Source organism: Streptomyces sp. NPDC002088 (assembly GCF_040296605.1).
In the GTDB taxonomy this organism is placed as follows: Bacteria; Actinomycetota; Actinomycetes; order Streptomycetales; family Streptomycetaceae; genus Streptomyces.
Map to the genome: position 1 here is coordinate 71455 of NZ_JBEOXO010000002.1, position 24251 is coordinate 95705.

The window sequence follows — 24251 nt, forward strand, 5'->3', positions numbered from 1 at the left end:
AGCATTGCACGCCTACCCATGCCCCACGGTCCCTCGGACGGGTGATTGGAGGGGCGTTCGCCTGCCGTCGGCCGGATTCGTTTCACGACTCTCCTGCGCGGTTCACGACTCGGTCCTGCGGTGCACCCGCGCGACCCAGTCCGCCGGTTTGGCGATCTCCGCCTTGGTCGGGAGGGTGTTCGGGGAAGTCCACACACGGTTGAACCCGTCCATGCCGACCTGGTCCACCACGGCCCGTACGAAGCGTTCGCCGTCCCGGTACTGCCTGAGCTTGGCGTCCAGGCCCAGCAGTTTGCGCAGGGCGGTGTCCAGTCGCGAAGCGCCCTTGGCGCGGCGCTGCTGGAACTTCTCGCGGATCTCCGCGACGCTCGGGACGACGGCGGGGCCGACCCCGTCCATCACGAAGTCGGCGTGCCCTTCCAGCAGGGACATCACGGCGGTGAGGCGGGCGAGGATCTCCCGCTGGACCGGGGTCTGCACCAGCTCCACGAGGGAGCGTCCGCCGTCGTCCTCCTCGCCCTCGGGGCGGCCGCCGGCCAGCGACTGGGCAGCCTCCCGGATGCGTTCCAGGAAGGTCATCGGGTCGACATCCGTCTCCCCCAAGAACGACTGGATTTCACTCTCGAGATGGTCGCGCAACCAGGGCACCGCGGTGAACTGGGTGCGGTGCGTCTCCTCGTGCAGGCACACCCAGAGACGGAAGTCGTGGGGCTGCACGTCGAGTTCGCGCTCCACGTGCACGATGTTCGGCGCGACGAGCAACAGGCGGCCACCGCCGTTCTGGCCTGCCGGGAGTTCACGGGTGGCCGGGGCGAAGGTCTCGTACTGGCCGAGGACGCGCGAGGACAGGAACGACAGCAGCATCCCGAGTTCGACGCCCGTCACCTTGCCGCCGACGGCGCCGAGGACCGCGCCGCCGGGGGTGTTCCCGCGCCGCTCCTGCATCTTGTCGAGCAGCGGCTTGAGCACCTCCCGGAACCCGGCGACGTTCGCCCGGACCCAGCCGGGGCGGTCGACGACGAGTACGGGCGTGTCATGGATGTCTTCCGTGCCCATACGAGTGAAGCCCCGGACGTGTTCCTCCGAGGCCTTGGCATGCCGGCGCAGTTCCGCGACGACGGCCCTCGCCTCGTCGCGGCTCACCTCGGGGCCCGGCCGTACGAGCCGGGTCGCGGTCGCCACCGCGAGATTCCAGTCGACCATCTCGGCACCACCGATGCTCGTCATGCGTCAACGGTACGTGAGCGTTCCCACTTGGGGCAGGCCGCGGAGCGGCCGCCCACCCGCCGGGCTCAGCCGCAGCCGCACCCCGCCAGCGCCGTCGCGGTCCTGTCCAGCGCCGACTGGGCCGCCCACGCATCCGTCGTGTCCGACGTCAGAAAGGCGAAGGCAAGCAGGCGGCCGTCCCGGTCGACGACCGTGCCGGCGAGGGTGTTGACGCCGGTGAGAGTGCCGGTCTTGGCTCGTACGACGCCGGCCGCGCCGTCCGTGTAGCGGTCGGCCAGGGTGCCCGTGAAACCGGCGACGGGCAGGCCGGTCAGGACCGGGCGGAGTTCGGGGTGGGCGGGGTCGGCGGCCTCGAGCAGGAGGGCGGTCAGCAGGTCCGCCGTCAGTTTGTCGGCGCGGTTCAGGCCGCTGCCGTCCTTGAAGTCGGCGCCGGTCAGGGGCAGTGCGAGCTTCTTCAGCTGGGCGCGGATCGCCTTGCCGCCGCCGGCGAAGTCGGCGCGCTCGCCGGTCGCGACGGCGGTCTGGCGGGCGAGAGCCTCGGCGATGTCGTTGTCGCTGTTGGTCAGCATCCGCTCGACCAGGTCGGACAACGGAGGCGAGGAGACGGCGGCCAGGGGCTCGGCGCGGCTGGTCGCCTTGGCGGGGCCGGCGGAGGTCGTCCTGATGCCGTCGGACTTCAGGAACTCGCCGAACCGGCGGGCCGCGTCGGCCGCCGGGTCGCTCACGCGGGTCGCCGGGCCGCTCGTCGAGTCGTCGGTGCGGCCCTCGTCGGCCACGAGGGCGCTGACGGGAGCGAGGTTGTCGTTGACGCCGATCGGGTGCACCGCGGAGCCGGCGTAGAGGGTGCTGTCGTACGAGAGCTTCACCTCGCTCACACCGCGCTTCTTCAGGGTGGCGGCCGTGTCGGCGGCGAGGGTGCGCAGGCTCGCCCAGCCGGCCGCGTCCTTACGGGCCGTCAGGGTCGGGTCGCCGCCGCCGACCAGGACGAGTTCTTTGGTGTCGGGTTCGAGGGCGGTGCGGGTGGTGAAGCGGTGGTCGGCGCCCATCGCGGAGAGCGCGGCGACGGCGGTGGCGAGCTTCGTCGTGGAGGCGGGGGTCAGCGCGTCGTCGGCCCCGGTGCCGTACAGGCGCTTGCCGTTGCTCACGTCGACCACGACGGCCGTGTGACGGGCACCGAGCGCCTCGTTCTCCAGGAGGGGATCCAGGACGTCGGCGAGGGACGTCCCGTCCGGCGCCGACTTCACGGTGTTCGCGGCGCCGCCGAGGCCGGTCAGCACGGTCGCGGCGCTGGGCGCGGGCCGCGGCGCCCCGGCCTCCGTGTCGGACGTACCGGATTTACGACCGTGATCTGCGCCACCCGTGCCCTCCTGGGCGGCGGCCCAGTCCCGCTCGGCCGTACGCTGACCGGAGGAGTCCCAGGGACCGGCGGCGGTCACCACACCGGCGGCCAGGGCCAGCCCGGCGGTGGCGGCGCCCGCGGTGTACTGCCAGGTCTTCGGCTTGCGTACCCTTGCGACCTGCGGTTTCGCGGCTTGTGCCAGCCGCGCGACCCGCGGCTTCACGGCCGTCGCGGCTCGCATGAGACGCGGTCGTACGGCGCCCGCGATCCGCACCACATGCGGTCTCGCGGCTTGCCAAGGCCTCAGCTCGGGCACGACCACCAGCCCCTTTCGCGATCACACACCTGCGTGAGGGACACTTAATCACCAGAACTATGTGCTGATCATGGAGGAGCCACCGGTGGAGTTCGACGTCACGATCGAGATTCCGAAGGGTTCGCGGAACAAGTACGAGGTGGACCACGAGACCGGTCGGATCCGGCTGGACCGTCGGCTCTTCACCTCGACCAGCTACCCGGCCGACTACGGCTTCGTCGAGAACACCCTCGGCGAGGACGGCGACCCGCTGGACGCGCTGGTCATCCTGGACGAGCCGACCTTCCCGGGCTGCCTCATCCAGTGCCGCACGATCGGCATGTTCCGTATGACGGACGAGGCCGGCGGCGACGACAAGCTGCTGTGCGTCCCGGCGCACGACCCGCGCGTGGAGCACCTGCGCGACATCCACCACGTGTCGGAGTTCGACCGTCTGGAGATCCAGCACTTCTTCGAGGTCTACAAGGACCTGGAGCCCGGCAAGTCCGTCGAGGGCGCCAACTGGGTGGGCCGCGCGGACGCCGAGGCCGAGATCGAGAAGTCGTACAAGCGCTTCAAGGAGCAGGGCGGTCACTGAGCCCCCTGCCGCTCGACGGGCCGCACGCGCACGCGTGCGGCCCGTCGGCATGTCTGTGCGCATACTGAGGTCTGAGAAAGGCGTCGTTCAGGGAGCGTTGCGTCAGTGACGGAGGCGGAGGACCGCAAACCGCAGTCGGACGAGGCGAGGGGCACGTACGACTCCGAGATCACGTCCGAGTTCGCGATCCCGAAAGGGCTGGCCGTCCCGAAGGGTGGCACCGAGCCGGAGACCACGTCCGAGTTCGCCGTCCCCGACGGCCTCGACGTGGCGCACCCGGCCGCCGGGGAGTCCGAGGGTTCGGCGTTCAGTACGCCGCGGACGTACAGCGCCCGTAGTGCCCCGCCCGCCTTCACGCCGCCCGCGGGCATCCCGCGGGTCAGTCTGACCAAGGACGTCCCCTGGCAGGACCGGATGCGCACGATGCTGCGCATGCCGGTGGCCGAGCGGCCCGCGCTGGAGGTGGCGCAGAAGGCCGAGGAGGGCGCTCCTGCCGTCCCGCGCGTGCTCGACCTGACCCTGCGTATCGGGGAGCTGCTGCTGGCGGGCGGCGAGGGCGCCGAGGACGTGGAGGCGGCGATGTTCGCGGTCTGCCGCTCCTACGGCCTCGACCGCTGCGAACCGAACGTCACCTTCACCCTGCTGTCGATCTCGTACCAGCCGTCCCTGGTCGAGGACCCGGTGACGGCGTCACGGACCGTGCGCCGCCGGGGCACCGACTACACGCGCCTGGCGGCCGTGTTCCAGCTCGTCGACGACCTCAGCGACCCCGAGGCGCACATCTCCCTGGAGGAGGCCTACGGGCGGCTCGCGGAGATCCGCCGCAACCGGCACCCGTATCCCACCTGGGTGCTGACCTCGGCCAGCGGGCTGCTCGCGGGCGCGGCCTCCGTGCTCGTCGGCGGTGACCTGCTCGTCTTCGTGGCCGCCGCGATCGGCGCGATGCTCGGCGACCGGCTGGCGTGGCTGTGCGCGGGTCGCGGGCTGCCGGAGTTCTACCAGTTCACGGTGGCCGCGATGCCTCCGGCCGCGATGGGGATCGCGCTGACGCTGGCACACGTCGACGTGAAGGCGTCCGCGGTGATCACCGGTGGACTGTTCGCGCTGCTGCCCGGGCGGGCGCTGGTCGCCGGGGTCCAGGACGGCCTGACCGGCTTCTACATCACGGCGGCCGCGCGCCTGCTGGAGGTCATGTACTTCTTCGTGGGCATCGTCATCGGGGTGCTGGTGATGCTCTACGTCGGCGTGCAGCTGGGCGCCCACCTCAACCCCGACGCGGCTCTGGGCATCACCGAGCGGCCGCTGTTGCAGATCGGCGCGTCGATGCTGCTGTCGCTGACCTTCGCGGTGCTGCTCCAGCAGGAACGGTCCACCGTGCTGGCCGTGACCCTGAACGGCGGTGTCGCGTGGTCGGTGTACGGCGCGATGCACTACACGGGCGGGCTCTCGCCGGTTGCCTCCACGGCGGTGGCGGCGGGACTGGTGGGGTTGTTCGGGCAGCTGCTGTCCCGCTACCGCTTCGCGTCGGCGCTGCCGTACACCACAGCGGCGATCGGGCCGCTGCTGCCGGGTTCCTCGACGTACTTCGGGCTGTTGTCGATCGCGCAGAACCAGGTCGACGAGGGGCTGGTGTCGTTGTCGAAGGCCGCGGCGTTGGCGATGGCCATCGCCATCGGGGTCAATCTGGGGTCGGAGATCTCGCGGATGTTCCTGCGGATCGGCTCCGCCGGGAAGCGGCGGGCCGCGAAGCGGACGCGAGGGTTCTGAGCGCCGGGTGCCGGCTCGCGCCCCGGTCGGGGCGCGTACCGGCTCGCACCCCGGTCGGGGCGCTGCTCAGCCCTGGTTGTACGGGTACTGCCCGCCCTGCTGGTAGTCCTGCTGTGAGCCGTACGGCTGCTGGCCGTACCCCTGGGGGTACTGCTGGGCGTACGGCTGCTGGGGCTGGGGCTGGGCGTACGGCTGCTGCTGGGGCTCTGTGTAAGGCTGCTGCGGCTGGGCGTACGGCTGCTGGGGCTGGCCGTGGCCCTGTCCGTAGTACTGGTCGTAACCCTGCTCGTAACCCTGGTCCGTGCCGTACGGCTGCTGCCGGCCCTGGTTGTAGTTCTGGTTCTGGGGCTGCTCGACCGGCGGGATGCGGCGCAGCTGGGTCGTCGCGTCGTCCATGGCCGGAGGCTGCTGCTGGAAGGGCTGCTGCTGGGCCGGGGGGACTGCCGGGGCGTTGCGCTGTTCCTTGCGGGCCTTCAGGACCTCGATGATCACCGGGATGACGGAGATGAGGACGATCAGGACGAGGATGGCCTCGACGTTGTTCTTGATGACGTCGATCTGGCCGAGGAAGTAGCCCGCGACCGTCACGCCGGTGCCCCACAGGACACCGCCGATCAGGTTGTACGTGATGAAGGTGCGGTACTTCATGCGGCCGGCGCCCGCGATGATCGGGGCGAAGGTGCGCACGATCGGCACGAAGCGGGCGAGCACGATGGCCTTGGGGCCGTAGTTCTCCACGAACTCGTGGGCCTTCTCCAGATTCTCCTGCTTGAAGAGTCTGGAGTTGGGGCGGCTGAAGAGCTTCGGCCCGAAGAACTTGCCGATCAGGAAGCCGACTTGGTCGCCGAGGACCGCGGCGGCCACGATCAGCGTGCACACCAGCCACAGGGGCTGGTGGATCCACTTGCCGTCGGCGACCAGCAGACCCGCCGTGAACAGCAGCGAGTCGCCGGGCAGGAAGGCGAACAGACCCGACTCGGCGAAGACGATGACCAGGATGCCGATCAGCCCGAAGGTCGAGATCAGATAGTCCGGGGTAAACCACTCGGGGCCGAGGGCGAGGGTAGTCACGGGTTCCGGGCTCCTGAGGACGGGGGAGGGCGGTCGGTGCGGCGGTGGGACCGCCCAAAGCTATCAACGCGACGCCACAGGACCAGGTTCCCAGGGCTCCTCCCAGGATGCACTGTGCTCCCGCTGGGGCAAAGCTGTGAGCTTGGGCATCGGTGATGACGGCGGCGGTCCTGGCCCGGGAGTGAGACCGGGCCAGGACCCCGTCAGGACGCCTGCCGGGCCGCGTTCGCGGTGATCGCAGCCCTGAGGTGCTCGGCGAGGCCGGGGTGCATGAACCCTCACGTCGCGTGAGGTGCAACCCCGATCCCCCCACCCGGGATGTTGGGTCCGTTTCGTCCGCTTATGGTGAGCCCGTGGCCCAGGACACCGCGCGGCAGTCACCCACCACCCCGGCGACTCCCGCACGCGCGCTGCTGCCGTTGATCCTGCCCGCTCTCGTCGTGGGTGTGGCGGCGAGCCTGGTCTTCGTCGGGGTGAGCGCGGTGGCGGAGAAGTTCCAGCACGTGCTGTGGAACAACCTGCCCGACGCACTGGGCATCGGTCACTACTCCGTGCTGTGGATGTTCGTCATGCTCACCGCGACCGGGATCGCGGTCGGGCTGGTGGTGTGGAAGGTGCCCGGGCACGCCGGGCCCGACCCCGCCACCATGGGGCTGAGCGCCCCCGCGCTGCCGCCCGTGGTGCTGCCGGGCCTGCTGCTGGCGAACGTGCTGATGCTGGCCGGCGGACCGAGCCTCGGCCCGGAGAACCCGATCATCGCCGCGAACGTCGGCCTGGCGGTCTGGCTGGGCCGCAAGGTCCTCCCCCGGCAGCCCGGAGAGCTGTGGGGGCTGCTGGCGGAGGCGGCGACGATCGGTGCGCTGTTCGGTACGCCGGTGGCGGCGGCGCTGGTCATCTCCGAGGCCTTCGCCGGGCGCCCTGCGAAGGGGCTGCTGTGGGACAACCTCTTCGCGCCCCTCCTCGCGGGCGCGGCCGGCGCCATCACGACCGTCCTGGTCGCCCACCCGACCCTCGACCTCCACCTGCCCCCGCTCGGCCGGCCGGGCTGGGGCGACGTGCTGGCGGCGCTCGTGGTCGCCTCCGTGGCCGCGCTGCTCGGCATGTGCGCCGTCTACGCCTTCCCTTACGTCCACGGCGCCTTCCGTCGGCTTCGGCACCCGATGCTGATGCTCCCGGCCGGCGGAGTCGTCCTGGGGGCCCTGGGCGCGCTGGGCGGCCCTCTGACGCTCTTCAAGGGGCTCGACGAGATCGGGGAGCTGGCGAGCGATCCCGAGGGCTGGTCGGCGGGGCAGTTCGCCACGATGACGGTGGTGAAGCTGGCCGCGCTGCTCGTCGCCGCGTCCTGCGGCTTCCGGGGCGGGCGTATCTTCCCGGCCGTCTTCGTCGGCACCGCCCTCGGCCTGTGCGCCCACGCCCTCGTGCCCGCGATGCATCCGGCGCTGGGGGTGGCGTCCGGCGTACTGGGCATGCTCCTGGCCGTCACCCGGCAGGGCTGGGTGAGCCTGTTCACCGCCACGGTACTCGTCGCCTCGCCGACCGTTCTCGCCCTGCTGTGCATCGCCTCGCTCCCGGCCTGGCTGCTGGTGACGGGGCGGCCGCAGATGCAGCTGCACGACGACGGGACCCCTGTCCGCTGATCCCATCCGAGGAGCATCCAGATGGCCCTCCACAAAGGTCCCGACAAACACGAGGAACGTTCCCTCTCCGTGAACCCCTTCTTCGGGGAGGCGAACCCGGTCGCCGACATGACCGAGGCACCACCCCGGCACCGGCTCCCGGACGCGCCCCTGCTTCCCACGACGGCATACCAGGTCGTGCACGACGAGCTGATGCTGGACGGGAACTCCCGGCTGAACCTCGCCACGTTCGTCACCACGTGGATGGAGCCGCAGGCCGGCGTACTGATGGCGGAGTGCCGGGACAAGAACATGATCGACAAGGACGAGTACCCGCGCACCGCCGAGCTGGAGCGGCGCTGTGTGGCGATGCTCGCCGACCTGTGGCACGCGCCCGACCCGTCGACGGCCGTCGGCTGTTCGACGACGGGGTCGAGCGAGGCGTGCATGCTCGCCGGGATGGCGCTCAAGCGGCGCTGGGCGCAGCGGAACGCGGACCGGTATCCGGGGGCCCGCCCGAACCTCGTCATGGGCGTCAACGTCCAGGTCTGCTGGGACAAGTTCTGCAACTTCTGGGAGGTGGAGGCCCGGCTGGTCCCCATGGAGGGCGACCGCTACCACCTGGATCCGCAGGCCGCGGCCGAGCTGTGCGACGAGAACACCATCGGGGTCGTCGGCATCCTCGGCTCCACCTTCGACGGCTCCTACGAGCCGATCGCGGACCTCTGCGCGGCCCTCGACGCCCTCCAGGAGCGGACCGGGCTCGACATCCCGGTGCACGTCGACGGCGCGTCCGGCGCGATGATCGCGCCCTTCCTCGACGAGGACCTGGTGTGGGACTTCCGCCTGCCGCGCGTGGCCTCGATCAACACCTCGGGGCACAAGTACGGGCTGGTCTACCCGGGGGTCGGCTGGGCACTGTGGCGCGACCAGGAGGCCCTCCCCGAGGAACTCGTCTTCCGCGTCAACTACCTGGGCGGCGACATGCCGACCTTCGCCCTCAACTTCTCCCGGCCCGGCGCCCAGGTCGTCGCGCAGTACTACACGTTCCTGCGGCTGGGCCGCGACGGCTACCGTGCCGTGCAGCAGACCACCCGGGACGTGGCCATGGGCCTGTCCGCACGCGTGGCGGAACTCGGCGACTTCCGGCTCCTCACCCAGGGCGACCAGTTGCCGGTCTTCGCCTTCACGACGGCCGACGACGTGACGTCGTACGACGTGTTCGACGTCTCCCGGCGGCTGCGCGAGCACGGCTGGCTGGTGCCCGCGTACACCTTCCCGCCGAACCGTGAGGACCTCGCGGTCCTCCGCGTCGTCTGCCGCAACGGCTTCTCGGTCGACCTGGCCGAACTCTTCCTGGAGGACCTGAGCAGGCTGCTGCCGGAGCTGCGCCGGCAGTCGCATCCGCTGACGCGGGACAAGGCGGCGGCGACCGGGTTTCACCACTAGGACCTGTCCGGCGCGCTGCGCTCAGCGCGCGTCCTCCGGATGCCGCTCCCCCGTCGCGTACGGGTTCTCCTCGCCCTCGGTCAGGACGCCGACGAACGGTTCGCCCTCACCGGCGAAGGTGTACGCGCCGGACTCGAGCCGTTCGACGAGGCCCTGGGTCCAGGCGGAGTCCGAGTCGGCGGTGTGGACCCAGAGGTTCATGATCTCGCCGATGTGGCCGAGCTGCCCGGGGCCGTCCTCGGGGATGTAGTGCTCGGTCACCTCGGCCCGCCAGGCCTCGATCCGCCGGATCCGCTCCTTCAGCAGGGCCACCGCCTCGTCCCTCGGCAGGTCGACGAGGAAGCCGATGGCCGCCGACTGGATGTCCATCTTCTGGTCGTAGGCGGTCAGGGACTCCCGGAGCAGCCTGAAGTACTCCTCGGTGCCCTTGTCGGTGATCTCGTACTCGGTGCGGGGCGGGCCACCCGCCGTGGACGGCGCGACCTCGTGCGCGTGCAGCAGTCCCTGTTTCGCCATCTGCTTCAGGGCGTGGTAGATCGAGCCGGGCTTGGCGTTGGACCACTCGTGCGCGCCCCAGTACTCCAGGTCGTTGCGCACCTGGTAGCCGTGGGCCCGCCCGTGCTGGCGGACGGCGCCCAGCACGAGGAGACGGATCGCTGACATGGGGACCAGGTTATTGCCCTGGTCCCAGCGGTCTCAGCCCGCCTGTTCCTGGGCCACCAGCTCGAACGCCGTCTTCCCGTCCAGCGACTCCCGGATGATGTCGGCGTGGCCGGCGTGCCGGGCCGTCTCGCGGATCAGGTGCAGGGCCACCCAGCGCATGGAGACCCGCCCCTCCGGCGGGAACCAGGGGTCGCTGGGGAGGGCGAAGGTGTCGTCGAGGCTCGGGACGGATCGCAGGAACTCCTCCGTCTCAGCGGCGACCTCGTCCCAGTACGCGAGTTGCGCGGCCACGGTCTCGCCCTCGACGAGGACGAAACACTCGTGCCAGTTGGATTCGTCCCGCTTCACCGCCGGCGGCTCGCCCTTGGCCCGGGCGATCCAGCTCTGCTCGACCTCGGCGACGTGCTTGAGCAGGCCGGACAGGGACAGCTCGCTCGCGCTGGGGCGGGAGCTCGCCTGCTCCTCCGTCAGTCCGAGCACCGCCCGGCGGATGCCGCCGCGCTGCTCCGCCAGGAAGGAGAGCAGTGCTCCGCGCTCGTCGCCCTGCGTTTCGGCTCGCACGTGAGTGACCATGACCGGCTGCCTTTCGTCGGTGCGGCGGGGACCGTCCCTGCCTGACACCGACGAAGCTACGGGCCCTTGCGGTCAGCTTCTGTCCTCAATGGTCCGGCTGGAGGGAAACCACTAGAACGGAAACGAGCTCCGCCCGTGCTGCACCGAGATCCACTTCAGCGTGGTGAAGGCGTCCAGCGTGGTCTCGCCGTTCAGGCGGCCGATTCCGGAGTGCTTCTCGCCGCCGAAGGGGACGAGCGGCTCGTCGTGGATGGTGCCATCGTTCACGTGGAACATGCCGGTGTCGACCTGCTTGGCGAAGGCGACACCGCGCTCCACGTCCGCCGTGTGGACGGCGCCGCTCAGGCCGTAGGGCGTGTCGTTGACGATGCGGATGGCCTCCTGCTCGCCGTCGAAGGGGACGAGGAGGGCGACGGGTCCGAAGAGCTCCTTGTGCAGGAGCGAGGAGTCGGCGGGGACGTCCGTGAGGACGGAGGGCTCCACCAGGTTGTCGGTCGTCGCGCCGCGCACGAGAACCGTGGCGCCCTCGGCGACGGCCTGGTCGACGGCGGCGGAAATGGCGTTCGCCTGGAGTGAGTTGATGACCGGACCGATGACCGTCTGCGGGTCGCTCGGGTCGCCGGTCCTCAGGGTGCGCACCTTGGCGACGAACTTCTCGGTGAACTCCGCCGCGACCGACCGGTCCACCAGCACACGGTTCGCGGCCATGCAGACCTGGCCCTGGTCGACGTACCGGCTGAAGACGGCCGCGTCGACCGCGTAGTCGATGTCCGCGTCGTCGAGGACCACCAGGGCGCTGTTCCCGCCCAGTTCGAGGACCGTGCGCTTGAGCTGGGCGGCACAGACGGTGGCGATGTGGCGGCCGACCTTGTCGGAGCCGGTGAAGGAGATGACCTTCGGGACCGGGTGCTCGATGAAGGCGTCGCCTATCTCGGCGATGTCCGTGAGAACGACGTTCAGCAGACCGGCCGGCAGGCCCGCGTCCGCGAAGATCTTCGCGATCAGGGTGCCGCCGACGATGGGGGTGTCCTGGTGCGGCTTGAGGACGACGGCGTTGCCGAGGGCGAGGGCGGCGGCGATGGGCTTGATGGACAGCAGGAAGGGGAAGTTGAAGGGGCTGATGACGCCCACGACGCCGACCGGGACGCGGTAGAGGCGGTTCTCCTTGCCGTCGACCGGCGAGGGCAGCAGCCGGCCCTCGGAGCGCAGCGTCAGCTGGGCCGCCTCACGCAGGAACTCCTTGGCGAGGTGGAGCTCGAAGCGGGCCTTCACATGCGTGCCGCCGAGCTCGGCGATGATCGCCTCGGTGATCTCCTGCTCACGCTCCTCGACCAGCCGCAGCGCGCGGTCGAAGATGTCACGACGGGCGTAGGGATTGACGTCGGCCCACGCTCTCTGGGCCCGGGCGGCCGCCCGATAGGCCTGATCGACCTCGTCGATGGTGGCTATCGTGATCGAGGCCAGCTTCTCGCCGTCGTACGGATTGAAGTCGATGATGTCCCAAGAGCCGGTACCCGGGCGCCACTCGCCGTCGATGTACTGCAGGGCCAGTTCGGTGAAGCAGGACGACATGTGATCCCTCAATCCCCTTGCCGCCGAAGCAGTCGAGGCAGACACCCGGTCAACCCCCGATCGACTGTTGGTCTGATCACACGTCATCGTACGTGCGAATCAAGCGAGTTGGGGGGACGGAATCGGGATGCGCAAGGACCTCACAGCAATATCGAGGGTTATCCCTACGACAGCTGCAAAAGCCCCCGAAGCAGGTCCCGGCTCTCGTCCGGGCCGGGGCTGTCCTGCTGGAGTTCCTTCAGCGCCTGCTCGTACTGGGCGACGTCCTCGCGTTTGTCCAGGTACAGCGCGCTGGTGAGCTGCTCCAGGTAGACGACGTCGGACAGGTCGGACTCGGGGAAGCTGAGGATCGTGAAGGCGCCGGACTCACCGGAGTGGCCGCCGAAGCCGAACGGCATGATCTGCAGCCGCAGGTTGGGGCGTTCGGAGATCTCGATGAGGTGCTGGAGCTGGTCGCGCATCACCTCACGGTCGCCGTAGGGGCGGCGCAGGGCGGCCTCGTCCAGGACGATGTGGAAGTCGGGGGCGGCCTCGGAGAAGAGGTGCTTCTGCCGCTCCAGGCGCAGCGTCACGCGCCGCTCGATGTCGGCCTCGCTCGCACCCTTCATACCGCGCTGCACGACCGCGCGGGCGTACGCCTCGGTCTGGAGCAGGCCGTGCACGAACTGCACCTCGTAGGCGCGGATCGCGGAGGCGGCGCCCTCCAGGCCCACATAGGTGGGGAACCAGCTGGGCAGCACGTCCGAGTAGCTGTGCCACCAGCCGGCGACGTTGGCCTCCCGGGCGAGCGCGACGAGCGAGTTGCGCTCCACCTCGTCGGTGATGCCGTACAGCGTCAGCAGGTCCTCGACGTCCCGCGTCTTGAAGCTCACCCGGCCCAACTCCATCCGGCTGATCTTCGACTCGGAAGCACGGATGGAGTACCCCGCCGCCTCGCGGGTGATCCCGCGCGCCTCGCGCAGTCGCCTGAGTTGCGAGCCGAGCAGCATGCGCCGCACCACCGATCCTGGCTCTCCCGCGCTCACGTTCGCCAGCCTCCCCAACGTCTTCAGGGGCCGAAGTCTGCCACTAAAACACTCCGAGCAGTACTCGCCCGATTACAGAGATGGAAAGAAGCCAAAGGATGCGCACAGGAAGGAGCAAGGCGAGCGCAAGCGGGTAGCAAGAGAGGGCGAGAAGATGGCGGAAAAAATGGCCAAGAAGCGGTACGGGAGCGTCCAATTCGGTCACGTGCACGTGCATCTGCCCTTGCATCTGCTGTACGCATCCGAAACCATGGTCCCGCGCCACCGCTGCATCGCAACGACCGCGAATTCCCGGGAGTGCCTCGCATGGGGACGAATGGATCGACCATGCTCGAGCCGTTACGGCAGGGCCTTCCGCCGCTGGATCCCGCGGCCGTGTCCAGTGCCGCCTCCTGCGCCCTGCCCGCCCGCTACGAAGCGGTGCGCGAGGCCAGGCGGTTCACTCGGGGAACCCTCGACCAGTGGGACATGGACGAACGCTTCGACGACGTCTGTCTCGTCGTCTCCGAACTGGTGACCAACGCCCTGCGCCACGCGCTGCCGAACGGCACCGCGCGCGTCCCGGAGCAGCACCCGCCCGTGCGGCTGCATCTGATGCGCTGGACCGAGCGACTGGTGTGCGCGGTGCGCGACCCCAGCCATGACAGTCCCGTGGCGCGCGAGACGGGCGACTTCTCGGCGGAGTCGGGCCGCGGCCTGTTCCTGGTCGACTCCTTCAGCGACAGCTGGGGCTGGCACCCGCTGGCGGGCACGCTCAACGGCAAGGTGGTCTGGGCGCTGTTCCATCTGCCAACCCCCGCCGAATGACGAACCGCGGCGCTTTCTGGCGCCGCGGTTCTACGCGCGTTACGAGATTTCGAACAGCGACCGCCGCCGACGTCGGCCCGAAGGGGCGTCAGCCGGCTATCAGATGGTCGAACTCGCCGTCCTTGATGCCCAGGAGCATCGCCTCTATCTCGGCCCGCGTGTAGACGAGCGCGGGACCGTCGGGGAAGCGCGAGTTCCGTACGGCCACGTCACCGCCCGGCAGCCGGGCGAACTCCACACAGGAACCCTGCGAGTTGCTGTGCCGGCTCTTCTGCCAGGCCACCCCGCTCAACTCTGTGGCCGCCATGCCGTTGTACACGTCGTACCCCCCGTCAACGTCGTGGTCCACAGGTCGCTCCCCGGTGGTGCATTGGCTGATGTGGCCATAGGTGCAGTGGTCAACTGACCCGGATCATAGCTCTGTTCATGTGCAGATGCATGGGCAGATGCACGTGCACGCGGGGTGGTCCCGCGATTACAGCTTTGACGACCGCTTTACCGAGGTCGTCCCAGCGTCTGCCCCGAAGTCCGCAGGGCATTCGCGCGTGCACTAGGAACAGACGCGTGGCGAGCCCCTCGTGTTCCACCGTCCACATGATCGTCCGATAGTCAGGATGACGGATCGGTCTCGGTCCGGCGGACGGACAGCATCCGTTCTCTGGCGTAGGCACGACGTTCCGCTTCTACGACACCGGGACTGGAGGGCCTCGACGCAGGCCTGAGCGGGCGGGGGCGGGAAGTGCTGGTCCACGCGGATGACCGGGGACCTCACCAGGTGCGGGACCTGGCATCGGTTTCGGCGTGGTGTTCGAATCCGCTCTTCGTCGGACCCGCGGTCGAGCAGTTCGCGGACACCGTTCGGGCGGTCGCACCGCAACCCCTCGTACGGATGGGCCCCGCCCGCTCCGTCGGCGGGCCGGGTCGCAGGGGGCCGCCAGCGACTGTCACGCCGTTCCGGCCGCGCTTTCCGCCACGGACGCTACGGCTCCGCCCGGGACCGAGGCCGAAAATCCCCGGTCCCGGGCGAAGCGGAGACGAAGGGCCCTTGCCTCGCCGCGGCGGGCGGGTCCGGGGGGGCCGGGCGGGTCCGGTGGTCCAAGTAGTCGGGGAGGTCCGGGGGTCCGGGAGACCCAGGAGATCCGGTGGTCCAAGTAGTCCGGGAGGTCCGGGGGGCCGGAGGGCCGGAGGGCCGGGCCGTTCCAGTTGGGGCTTTGCAGCTCCCACAGGCCGCCCCCACGGTCTCCCCGGCCCGTCCTGGTAGCTTGCTGCGGTCCTTCCGGTCTGCGGGCCGGCCGGCTACTGCTTGGGAGCTTCCAGTGACTTCGGCGACCTTCTCGCGTCCTTCGCTCGGCGCGGCGCGCAAGGTGTCGCGCCGGTGGGTCCGGCTCGCGGCCGTGGGTACGGGGCTGGCGGGTGTGCTCGCGCTGAGCGCGTGCAGCAGCGGTGGCGGCTCCGAGGACGAGTCCTCGGCGAGCCCCGACTCGACGGCGACCGCGACCGCGACCGCGGACACCGGGGGCGCCACCAGCGGGGCGACGGCGGCGTCCGCCGAACTGAAAGGCAGTTGGCTCGCCACGACCGACGGTCAGGCGGTGGCACTGGTGATCACCGACAAGCAGGCCGGACTCTTCGCCACCGGCGGGACCGTGTGCAGCGGGACCGCGGGCGAGGAGGCCGGGATGCAGATGATCCACCTCAAGTGCACGGACGGCAGCAAGGACCGGGCGACGGGCATGGTCGACTCGGTCGACAAGACAACGCTGAAGGTCACCTGGGAGGGCGATCTCGGCAAGGAGACGTACACCAGGTCGGAGGGCGGCCAGCTGCCCTCCGGGCTGCCCACGGCGAGCCTCGGGTCCTGACCGGCCGAGGATCATCCCGGGGGGCGTGCAACGGGACGGCCGGTTCATGCGTGATGATCCATGGCACCATCACGACCTCAGGGGACCACTCATGCGCGCCATGCCGATCACCGTCGCCGCCCTCGCCGCGGCCCTCCTCCTCACCGCCTGCGACAGCGGCGGCGGGGACACCACCGACGAGAAGACCACCACCAGCAAGTCCAGCAGCACCGCCTGCAAGATCGACGGGGTCGGCGTGGAGGTCGGGCCGGTCAACGCCGCCCCGGCCGCCGGGGACACCGGCAACGTCTCCGTCACGATCACCAACACCGGCTCCGAATGCACTCTGGACGGCTTCCCGGCCGTCGGCCTCTCCGCCGGCAGCACCTCCGCCACCGTCCCGCAGGACGAGGCCGCGCAGGCGCAGAAGCTGACCCTCGCCAAGGATGCGACCGCCTCCTTCACGATCACCTACGTGCGCGGCGAGGCGGGCGGCGCCAAGAGCCTCGCGGTGAAGACCGTGAAGTTCAGCCTGCCCGGCGCCTCCGCGACCCACAGCTTCGAGTGGTCGTACGGCGATGTCGCGCTGAAGGACGGCACGGACGAGCCGGACGCCTCCGTGAGCGCCTTCCAGCAGGCCGGCGACTGACGAGAGGTCAGGGCAGCCGGGGCCGGGACCGCACCTGGGCCCGGTCCGCCGCCTCGGCACCCTCGGTCCAGCCCGCCGCGTCGCTCACCCCGCGCAGGCGGGTCGTGACCGTCTCCGGGAACATGCGGTCCGTAGCGGCCGTGACCGCGACCTCGCGGGAGGCGAGGACGGGGAGCAGGTCGTCGGTCACCTGGGTCTCGGCGGCTGCCGCGAGGCGGCTGCCGATGCGGTGGGCGTACGCGGCGAGGAACGACTGCCGGAAGGCCTTGGTGCGCTTGCGGCCGCCCGCGCGCTGGGCCGCCTCCGCCTTGGTCATCGCCGTCGTGGCCTGCACGAGCAGCGAGGTGTAGAGGAGCTCCACCGCCTCCAGGTCGGCCTCGAACCCGACGACCGTGGAGAAGCAGAGAGGTTCGTTCCACACGGCCCGGCAGTGGTTCGCGTCGGAGACCGCGTCCAGCAGCACCGCCTTGGCCTGCTCGTACGGCGGCTCGACCCCGATCCGGCAGGCGCCGGGGGCGTCGGGGGCCGGGGCCCGGGCGGCGAGCAGCGCCTCGTCGACGCTGTGCCGGGCCATGAGCTCCTGCGCCTTGGCGCTCAGCGCCTCCGCCTCCTCCGGGAACCCGGTCGCCTCCGCCTTGGCGAGCAGCGCACGGATCCGGCCGAGCATGCGGGAGTCCGAGCCGGAGCCGGACCCGGGCTGCCGCCGCGCGGGCTCCGCCAGGGGTTCCAGCGTGGGCAGGCGCAGCAGCAGGCGGTACAGCTCCAGGACAGCCGTGGCGTGCGAGAAGCGGTCGGTGCGGGGTGGCGCCTCGGCGGTCAGCTCGTCCAGCTGCGCCGCCCAGCGGGGGCCGCGCGAACCGTCGTCGGGCGCCTGCGCGCGGATCGACACCGATATGAGGCGTACGTGTACGTCGTCCAGGTCGCGCCGCACGAGGCGTACGAGGTCGGCGGGCTGCCAGCCGCGCCGCCAGGCCGTCGCCACGAACTCCCGTCCTCGGCGCTCGAGTTCGGCGTCGGACGCCGGGTCGGACGCGAGAAGCGAGGCGCCAGTGTCGAGGGTGGTGTCGGTGGCGTCGTAGAGGGCGGCCCGGAAGGCGCGCTCGACGGTGCTGGTCGTACTGCTCACCCGTCGATCGTGCCACGTGGTCGCGGGACTCCCGGCCCCGCCCGCGTTTCAGCACCCTCGCCTCAGCCCCCGCGCCTCAGCCCCCGCGCCTCAGCCCTCCCACCTCGGCCCCCTCGCCTCAGCCCCCGGAATTCGGTCGCCGAGGTCCCGGGCGGGCCCGAGCATGGCTGTCATGGTGGACACATCCTTGTACGCGACGTTCCTCGTCGCCGCCTTCGCGCTCTGCGTCACCCCCGGCCCCGACATGATGCACGTGCCCGCGCAGCTCATGGTTCTGGGGCTCACCATCGTGGTGATGGGCTTCGCGGTCGACGGCTCGATCGGCCTGCTCTCCGGGAAGCTCTCCGCGCTGCTGCGCCGCAGCCGACGGGTGGCGCGCGGGCTCAACATCTTCAGCGGGACGGTCTTCACCGGGTTGGCGCTGCGGTTGGCGGCCTCGCCGAAGTAGGCGGCGCGGACTGTCAACCAAGGGTTGACGCTCGGAAGGCGTCAACCTACGGTTGTCACATGACGACGAACCCGACCATCACGTCATCCGTACGTCTCGACGACCTCATCGCCGCCATCAAGAAGGTCCACGCCCAACCCCTCGACCAGCTCCAGGACGCGGTGATCGCCGCCGATCACCTCGGCGACGTGGCCGATCACCTGATCGGTCACTTCGTGGACCAGGCCCGCCGCTCCGGCGCCTCCTGGACGGACATCGGCAAGAGCATGGGGGTCACCCGGCAGGCGGCGCAGAAGCGGTTCGTGCCGAAGGAGGGCACGGACCTGGGCGCGAACCAGGACTTCGGCCGCTACACACCCCGCGCCCGCAACACGGTGATGGCCGCCCACAACGAGGCCATCGCCGCCCGCAACTCCGAGGGCCGCCCCGAGCACCTGGTCCTCGGCCTGCTGGCCGAACCGGAGGGCCTGGCCGCCAAGGCGATCACCGCGCAGGGCGTCCTCCTCGACGCCGTACGCCAGGCCGCCACCGCCGCGCTGCCGCCCGCCGCCGAGGAGGTCCCGGAGCTCGTGCCCTACGGCTCCGACGCCAGGAAGGTCCTGGAGCTCACCTTCCGCGAGGCCCTGCGCCTCGGCCACAACTACGTCGGCACCGAGCACATCCTGCTCGCCCTGCTGGAGTTCGAGAACGGCGAGGGGGTGCTGTCGGGCCTGGGCATCACCAAGCCGGCGGCGGAGGCGTGGATCGCCGCGGCGCTCGCCAAGGTCACGGTGAAGTTCGGCGAGGACAGCTGAGGCAGCCGAGGCAGCCAAGGCAACTGGGGCTCCTTGCCGAAGGCCCGTTGTCAGACCCTCCTGCCACACTCGCAGCATGGCCGACCGGTGGGCGCTCGCTCCGGCCGAGGACGGTGGCGTGGAGATCGCCCCCCTCGGTCCGGACGGGCTGCCCGCCGGGCCGGTGCTGCGGGAGCCGGATCTCGCCGAGGCCGTACGCCGCCGACCGGACGTGACGCGCTGGGTGTGGCGCTCCACCGCCGAGGTCTATCCGCGTCTGCTCGCCACGGGGGTGCGAGTAGAGCGGTGTTACGACATCGAGGACGCGGAGACGCTCCTCCTCGGCCACGAGGGTCGCTATGGCGAACCCCGGTCGGCGACCGCCGCCCTCGCCCGGCTGCGTGGCGGCCCGGTACCGCCCGATCCGCCCCAGCGGTCCGCCGAACCCGGCGCGCAGTCCCCGCTGTTCGAGCCACAGGGCAGCCGCGGCCTGCCGCTGACCGACCTCGTCGAGGTCTACGCCGAGCAGCAGCGGCGGCACGACCGGTCCGCCCACCCCGACCGGCTGCGGCTGCTGACGGCCTCCGAGTCGGCGGGGATGCTGGTGGCCGCCGAGATGAACCGCGCGGGACTACCGTGGAGCGCGGACGTGCACCGCGAGGTGCTGCACGAACTGCTCGGCGAGCGGTACACCGGCGGAGGTGAGCCCCGGCGCCTGGCCGAGCTGGCGGACGAGGTGTCGGCCGCGTTCGGCCGCCGGGTGCGGCCCGACCTGCCCGCCGACGTGGTCAAGGCCTTCGCCCAGGCCGGGATCAAGGTCGGATCGACCCGTCGCTGGGAGATCGAGTCCCTCGACCACCCAGCGGTGAAGCCACTGGTCGAGTACAAGAAGCTGTACCGGATCTGGGTCGCGCACGGCTGGTCCTGGCTCCAGGACTGGGTGCGGGACGGGCGGTTCCGGCCGGAGTTCATCGCGGGCGGGACGGTCACCGGGCGCTGGGTGACCAACGGCGGGGGCGCGTTGCAGATCCCCAAGGTCATCCGGCGTGCCGTCGTCGCCGAGCCCGGCTGGCGGCTCGTCGTCGCGGACGCCGACCAGATGGAGCCGCGGGTGCTCGCCGCGATCTCCCGTGACCCCGGTCTGATGGAGGTGGCCGGCCGGGAGAGCGACCTGTACCAGTCCGTCTCCGACCGTGCCTTCTCCGGCGACCGCGCCCAGGCCAAGCTCGCCGTGCTCGGCGCGGTCTACGGCCAGACCTCCGGCGACGGCCTGAAGAACCTCGCCGCCCTCAGACGCCGCTTCCCCAAGGCGGTGGCGTACGTCGACGAGGCTGCGCGGGCCGGGGAGGAGGGGCGGCTGGTGCGGACGTGGCTGGGGCGCACCTGTCCGCCGGCGGCCGGGGCGGGCGACGACGGGATGGAGGAGGCGGGCATCCCCCAGGACGATCCGGCCGAACAGCCCGCGGAGCAGGGGTGGATGCCCGGTTACGCCTCCAGCAACGCCCGCGCCCGCGGCCGCTTCGCCCGTAATTTCGTCGTCCAGGGCAGCGCGGCCGACTGGGCCCTGCTGCTGCTCGCCGCGCTGCGGCGGACCTGTGCCGGTCTGGCGGCCGAGCTGGTCTTCTTCCAGCACGACGAGGTGATCGTGCACTGCCCGCAGGAGGAGGCCCACACGGTCGTCGCGGCGATCCGGGAGGCGGCGGACCTGGCGGGGCGGCTGACGTTCGGCCAGACGCCGGTGCGGTTTCCGTTCACTACGGCGGTGGTGGAGTGCTATGCGGACGCGAAATGAGGGGCTGAGAGGGGCTGAGAGGGGCTGAGCGTGAGCGGCTGAGTCAGCGGGTCGCGGCGAGCAGGTCCCCGAGCTCCTGCACGATCGCCTTCTCGTCCGTCCCGTCCAGCGCCGCGAGGGCCGCACGCCACTCCTCGCACGCCTCCTCGACGCGCCCCTGCTCGCGCAGCAGGAGTCCGTGCTGGTGCCGGGCGAGCCCGCCCGTGTAGCCGTCGGCGCGGGCGTCCGCGCGGCGCAGCAGCTCGGCGCACTCGCGGGTGGCGTGTTCGGCGCGGCCGAGCAGCCGCAGGGTACGTACCAGGCCGAGCCGGGTCTGCGACTCGCCGTGCCAGTCGCCGTGGCCGCCGAGGATGCGCAGGCTCTCCTCGAAGTGGGGCAGGGCGGCGACCGGTTCGCCGAGGGTCAGATGGGCGTAGCCGATGTTGCAGTGCGCGGAGTGCTGCACGATGAAGGCGCCGATCTCGTCCCCGAGGGCGAGGGAGCGCCGGTGCTGCTCGATCGCGGCCCTGGGGTCGGTGTGCTCGTACAGGTTGCCGAGGTGGCTGTGGGTGACGGCCTCGCCGTGCGGGTCGTTCAGCTGCCGCGAGTACTCCAGGCTCTGCAGCAGCGCCTCGCCGGACTCCTCGTAGCGCCCGAGCCCTTCGAGCAGCAGCCCACGGTTGTTGAGACAGCGCCGGATCCGGGAGAGCCGCTCCAGTCGGCGCCAGATCGTCAGGGCACGGTCGTTGAGGGCGAGGGCGTCCTTCTGGCGGCCGGTCAGGAAGTGCAGGGCAGCGAGGTCGCCCAGGGCGTAGGCCTCGGCCGCCTCGTCCCCGAGCCGCCGCGCCACGGCGAGCGCGGCCCGCCCGAGCACCTCCATCTCGGCGACACGGCCGCTGCGCTGGACGTAGGGGAAGAAGAGGCGGAGGAGGCTGGAGATGTGGGCGGCCTGGGCGGCGCTCCGCAGGCACTCCGGGGCACCTGGGGCAGCGGAAGCAGCGAAGGCACCTTGGGCGGCGCCCCGGTCCCCCGCCTTCCTGGCGTGGCGTTCGTGGCGCTCCGCCAGCGTGACGATGTTCTCCAGTTCCAGCTCGCCCCAGGCGAAGGCCTCCTCCGGGCTGCCGAAGGGCGGCACGGTCTGCGCCGTGCGCTCGGGCAGCCGGCAGGCGGTCGGGCGGCGGCGGTCGTCCTGGTCGGGGCCGGGTTCGACGATCGCGGTGAGGACACGTTCGGCGACGGCGGCGTACCAGCTGAGGGCGGTGTCAGCGGGGTCGGTGTCGTCGTCGATGCCGTGGGCGGCCTCCGTGTCGGCGAGTTCGCGGGCGAAGTCGCGGACCAGGTCATGGGGGGTGTAGCGGCCGTACGCCGTCTCCTCCAGGAGGGCCACGTCGACGAGGCGGTCGAGGGCGGCCTCGGCGCGGCGCTCGTCGGTGCCGGTGAGCCGGGCGAGCAGGGGTGCGCCATACGCGGGCAGGTCGAGGGCGCCGATGCGGCGCAGGGCGAGGGCCGCGTCCCGGTCAGCCTCGCGCTCGGATGCGGCGAGCGCGTCGTGGGCGACGGCGAGGGAGCGGCGAACGCTCAGGTCGTCGTACTCCAGATGGCGCAACCTCCCTTCCGTGGCGGCCAGTTGACCGGCCAGCACGTCCGGAGTGAGGGCGCGGCGCGCGGCGAGGCGGGCGGCGACGACGCGCAGGGCGAGCGGGAGGCGGCCGGTGAGTTCGACGAGGGGGTGGGCGGCATCGAGGGCGTCACGGCCGGAGACGGCGCGCAGCAGCGCCGCGCTGTCCTCGTCCGACAGCGGCGCGAGCGGGAAGCGGCGGGCGCCGTCGAGCGCGGTCAGCGGGGAACGGCTGGTGACGATCACCGCACAGCCGGTACCGGCCGGCAGCAGCGGCCGTACCTGCGCCGCGTGCGCGGCGTCGTCCAGCACCATCAGCGTGCGCGTCGGTGCGAGCAGGGAGCGCAGCAACGCGGCGGCGGCGTCCGGGTGTTCCGGGATGCGGCGGGGTTCGGTACCGAGGTCGCGCAGCAGGGCTGCGAGGGCCTGGGCGGGGGTGAGAGGGGTCATGCCCGGGGTGGCGCCGTGCAGGTTGAGGTACAGCTGACCGTCGGGGAAACGCTCCCGCAGACCGTGCGCGACGTACAGCGCGAGGGCGCTCTTGCCGACGCCGGCCATACCGCTGACGACGACGAGGGGGACGGGGCCGCCTTCGCCGCTGTCGGCGGCGGCGACAGCGGGAGAGTCGGCGGCCAGGGTCCGGCGCAGGGCGTCCAGGACGTCGGAGCGGCCGGTGAAGTACGCCGGTGCGGGCGGGAGTTGGGCGGGGCGAGGCGGGTGAGGGGCGGCCGCGACAGGGGTGGCAGAGGGGGCGGAAGCCGCCCGCGACGGGGCGGGCTCATCACCGTCGGCGTCGCGGGCACCCGACACGGCACGATCGCCCAGGACGTCACCGGTCTCCCCCGGCACGCGCATCTCCCCCGCCACACCGGCCACGCCCGGCACCCCCCTCAGCACCTCCACGTGTGCCTCGCGCACGCCCGGGCCCGGTTCGACGCCGAGTTCGTCGACGAGGCGGGTGCGCAGGTCGCGGTGGACGGCGAGGGCCTCGGCCTGGCGGCCGGTACGGTGCAGGGCGAGCATCAGCTGGCGCTGGTACGCCTCCCGCAGCGGATACTCGGCGGCCAGCGCGGCCAACTCCGGGACCAAGGGGACGAGTCGGGTACCGCCCACAGCCAGCTCGGCGTCGTAGCGCCACTCCAGCAGGAGCAGCCGCGCCTCCCGGAGCCGCTGGACGAACGCGTACCCGCCCACCTCGGACGGCAGCCCGCTCAGCGGCGTGCCCCGCCACAGCGCGAGCGCGGCCACGCACTCGTGCACGACCCGCTCCCAGTGGCCGGCGGCATGCGCACCGCGCGCCGCGACCATGTGCCGATCGAACACATGAACGTCCAACTCGCCCTGCTCGACGCGCAGCAGATAGCCGGGTGGCACGGCGCGCAGCCGGTCCGGGTCGTCGAGCAGCCGGCGCAGTCGGGCCACATGGTTGTGCAGCGAGGCCTGCGCGGAGGCGGGCGGCGCGCCGGCCCACAAGGTGTCCTTGAGCGACTCGACCGGGACGACCCGGCCGGCTTCGAGCAGCAGCGCGGCCAGCAGCGTCCGCACCTTGGGACTGCCGACGGTACGGACACCGGCACGGACACCGGCACGGGCGACGACCTCGGGAGCGCGATCCGCGCCGCCCTCACCCTCGTAGCACTCCCCCGTGTCGTACAGAACCGGCGGACCCAGCAGTCCGAACCGCAGCGCGCACCGCATCACGCCGCCCACTGCCTTCCCGCGCGCCGTGCCCGACCGCGCCCTCCGGCGGAACCCTGCCGTGACTGGCGGGTTTTCGCCTCTTCACAGCGGTATCCCGCCACCTTGCCTCTGCCGGTCTCCGCAGGAATCCGCTACGGTTCCGGCGGTTTTCCGGTGCCACCCGGCGAGTTCAGGCCAGTGGAGCGGCGGCAACGAAGAAGACCGTTGGCCACATGTTAGCGATCCGTTGGCCAGGCCTGATCTGATCATTACATCGGATCCGGCTCCGACGGTGCGCGCGTCATGGACGCGAAACTCGGGGGAGTGTCGCCGCCGCGGCCGG

Annotated in this window: 19 protein-coding genes and 1 pseudogene; 10 read left to right on the top strand and 10 right to left on the bottom strand. The window is 71.3% G+C overall.

The genetic code is table 11. The features are described 5' to 3' along the window. Positions 1 to 102 precede the first annotated feature (102 nt). Both ABT114_RS04100 and dacB read right to left on the bottom strand, forming a co-directional pair. Positions 103 to 1227, bottom strand: coding sequence for an Rv3626c family coenzyme F420 biosynthesis-associated protein (locus tag ABT114_RS04100; RefSeq protein ID WP_351138361.1), 1125 nt, complete (start codon positions 1225 to 1227; stop codon positions 103 to 105). A gap of 65 nt (positions 1228 to 1292) precedes the next feature. After that, positions 1293 to 2807: a D-alanyl-D-alanine carboxypeptidase/D-alanyl-D-alanine endopeptidase gene (dacB, locus tag ABT114_RS04105; RefSeq protein WP_351138363.1), complete on the bottom strand. Its 1515-nt coding sequence runs from the start codon at positions 2805 to 2807 to the stop codon at positions 1293 to 1295. 160 nt (positions 2808 to 2967) lie between these two features. On the opposite strand from dacB, the gene ABT114_RS04110 reads away from it, so the two are divergent. Both ABT114_RS04110 and ABT114_RS04115 read left to right on the top strand, forming a co-directional pair. Further along, positions 2968 to 3459, top strand: coding sequence for an inorganic diphosphatase (locus tag ABT114_RS04110; protein ID WP_351138365.1), 492 nt, complete (start codon positions 2968 to 2970; stop codon positions 3457 to 3459). A gap of 105 nt (positions 3460 to 3564) precedes the next feature. Further along, the gene (locus tag ABT114_RS04115; RefSeq protein WP_351138367.1) at positions 3565 to 5226 is read left to right on the top strand and encodes a threonine/serine exporter family protein; all 1662 of its coding nucleotides are present in this window, start codon (positions 3565 to 3567) and stop codon (positions 5224 to 5226) included. A gap of 66 nt (positions 5227 to 5292) precedes the next feature. Here the strand turns inward: ABT114_RS04115 and ABT114_RS04120 are convergent, their stop codons facing one another. Continuing rightward, positions 5293 to 6297: a DedA family protein gene (locus ABT114_RS04120; protein WP_351138369.1), complete on the bottom strand. Its 1005-nt coding sequence runs from the start codon at positions 6295 to 6297 to the stop codon at positions 5293 to 5295. 353 nt (positions 6298 to 6650) lie between these two features. Between ABT114_RS04120 and ABT114_RS04125 the strand changes: the two genes are divergently transcribed. Both ABT114_RS04125 and gad read left to right on the top strand, forming a co-directional pair. Continuing rightward, positions 6651 to 7934 (top strand): ion channel protein, encoded by a 1284-nt coding sequence (locus ABT114_RS04125; protein ID WP_351138371.1) that lies wholly within the window; start codon positions 6651 to 6653, stop codon positions 7932 to 7934. 21 nt (positions 7935 to 7955) lie between these two features. Continuing rightward, positions 7956 to 9362, top strand: coding sequence for a glutamate decarboxylase (gene gad / locus ABT114_RS04130; protein WP_351138373.1), 1407 nt, complete (start codon positions 7956 to 7958; stop codon positions 9360 to 9362). Between the two features lie 21 nt (positions 9363 to 9383). On the opposite strand, the gene ABT114_RS04135 is transcribed toward gad, so the two are convergent. From ABT114_RS04135 to ABT114_RS04150, 4 genes are all read right to left on the bottom strand, one after another. Beyond that, entirely contained in the window at positions 9384 to 10025 is a 642-nt protein-coding gene (locus ABT114_RS04135; RefSeq protein ID WP_351138375.1) for a PadR family transcriptional regulator, read from the bottom strand. 33 nt (positions 10026 to 10058) lie between these two features. After that, positions 10059 to 10598 carry a DinB family protein gene (locus tag ABT114_RS04140; RefSeq protein WP_351138377.1) on the bottom strand — a complete coding sequence of 180 codons (540 nt, stop codon included), beginning with the start codon at positions 10596 to 10598 and terminating at the stop codon, positions 10059 to 10061. Positions 10599 to 10709: 111 nt separating this feature from the next. After that, entirely contained in the window at positions 10710 to 12170 is a 1461-nt protein-coding gene (locus tag ABT114_RS04145; RefSeq protein ID WP_351138379.1) for an aldehyde dehydrogenase family protein, read from the bottom strand. Between the two features lie 164 nt (positions 12171 to 12334). Further along, complete coding sequence (locus ABT114_RS04150) at positions 12335 to 13171, bottom strand: Sco1979 family transcriptional regulator (protein WP_502987816.1); 837 nt, start codon at positions 13169 to 13171, stop codon at positions 12335 to 12337. 351 nt (positions 13172 to 13522) lie between these two features. Between ABT114_RS04150 and ABT114_RS04155 the strand changes: the two genes are divergently transcribed. Next, positions 13523 to 14002, top strand: a complete 480-nt coding sequence (locus ABT114_RS04155) for an ATP-binding protein (RefSeq protein WP_351138381.1) — start codon at positions 13523 to 13525, stop codon at positions 14000 to 14002. Positions 14003 to 14090: 88 nt separating this feature from the next. Here the strand turns inward: ABT114_RS04155 and ABT114_RS04160 are convergent, their stop codons facing one another. After that, the gene (locus ABT114_RS04160) at positions 14091 to 14351 is read right to left on the bottom strand and encodes a DUF397 domain-containing protein (RefSeq protein WP_351138383.1); all 261 of its coding nucleotides are present in this window, start codon (positions 14349 to 14351) and stop codon (positions 14091 to 14093) included. A gap of 967 nt (positions 14352 to 15318) precedes the next feature. Here ABT114_RS04160 and ABT114_RS04165 point away from each other — a divergent pair. Further along, positions 15319 to 15864 carry a hypothetical protein gene (locus ABT114_RS04165; protein ID WP_351138385.1) on the top strand — a complete coding sequence of 182 codons (546 nt, stop codon included), beginning with the start codon at positions 15319 to 15321 and terminating at the stop codon, positions 15862 to 15864. A 91-nt stretch (positions 15865 to 15955) separates the two neighbouring features. After that, the gene (locus tag ABT114_RS04170) at positions 15956 to 16492 is read left to right on the top strand and encodes a DUF4232 domain-containing protein (protein ID WP_351138387.1); all 537 of its coding nucleotides are present in this window, start codon (positions 15956 to 15958) and stop codon (positions 16490 to 16492) included. Between the two features lie 7 nt (positions 16493 to 16499). On the opposite strand, the gene ABT114_RS04175 is transcribed toward ABT114_RS04170, so the two are convergent. Beyond that, on the bottom strand, positions 16500 to 17618 hold the full coding sequence (locus ABT114_RS04175; RefSeq protein WP_351138389.1) for a DUF2786 domain-containing protein: 1119 nt from the start codon (positions 17616 to 17618) through the stop codon (positions 16500 to 16502). A gap of 250 nt (positions 17619 to 17868) precedes the next feature. On the opposite strand from ABT114_RS04175, the pseudogene ABT114_RS04180 reads away from it, so the two are divergent. From ABT114_RS04180 to ABT114_RS04190, 3 genes and pseudogenes are all read left to right on the top strand, one after another. Beyond that, positions 17869 to 18066 (top strand): annotated as a pseudogene (locus ABT114_RS04180) (LysE family translocator); the annotation flags it as partial. 59 nt (positions 18067 to 18125) lie between these two features. After that, positions 18126 to 18860, top strand: a complete 735-nt coding sequence (locus ABT114_RS04185) for a Clp protease N-terminal domain-containing protein (RefSeq protein WP_351138393.1) — start codon at positions 18126 to 18128, stop codon at positions 18858 to 18860. Between the two features lie 76 nt (positions 18861 to 18936). Further along, positions 18937 to 20631 (top strand): bifunctional 3'-5' exonuclease/DNA polymerase, encoded by a 1695-nt coding sequence (locus tag ABT114_RS04190; protein ID WP_351138395.1) that lies wholly within the window; start codon positions 18937 to 18939, stop codon positions 20629 to 20631. Positions 20632 to 20674: 43 nt separating this feature from the next. On the opposite strand, the gene ABT114_RS04195 is transcribed toward ABT114_RS04190, so the two are convergent. Next, positions 20675 to 23926, bottom strand: coding sequence for an AfsR/SARP family transcriptional regulator (locus tag ABT114_RS04195; protein WP_351139486.1), 3252 nt, complete (start codon positions 23924 to 23926; stop codon positions 20675 to 20677). Positions 23927 to 24251: the final 325 nt, after the last annotated feature.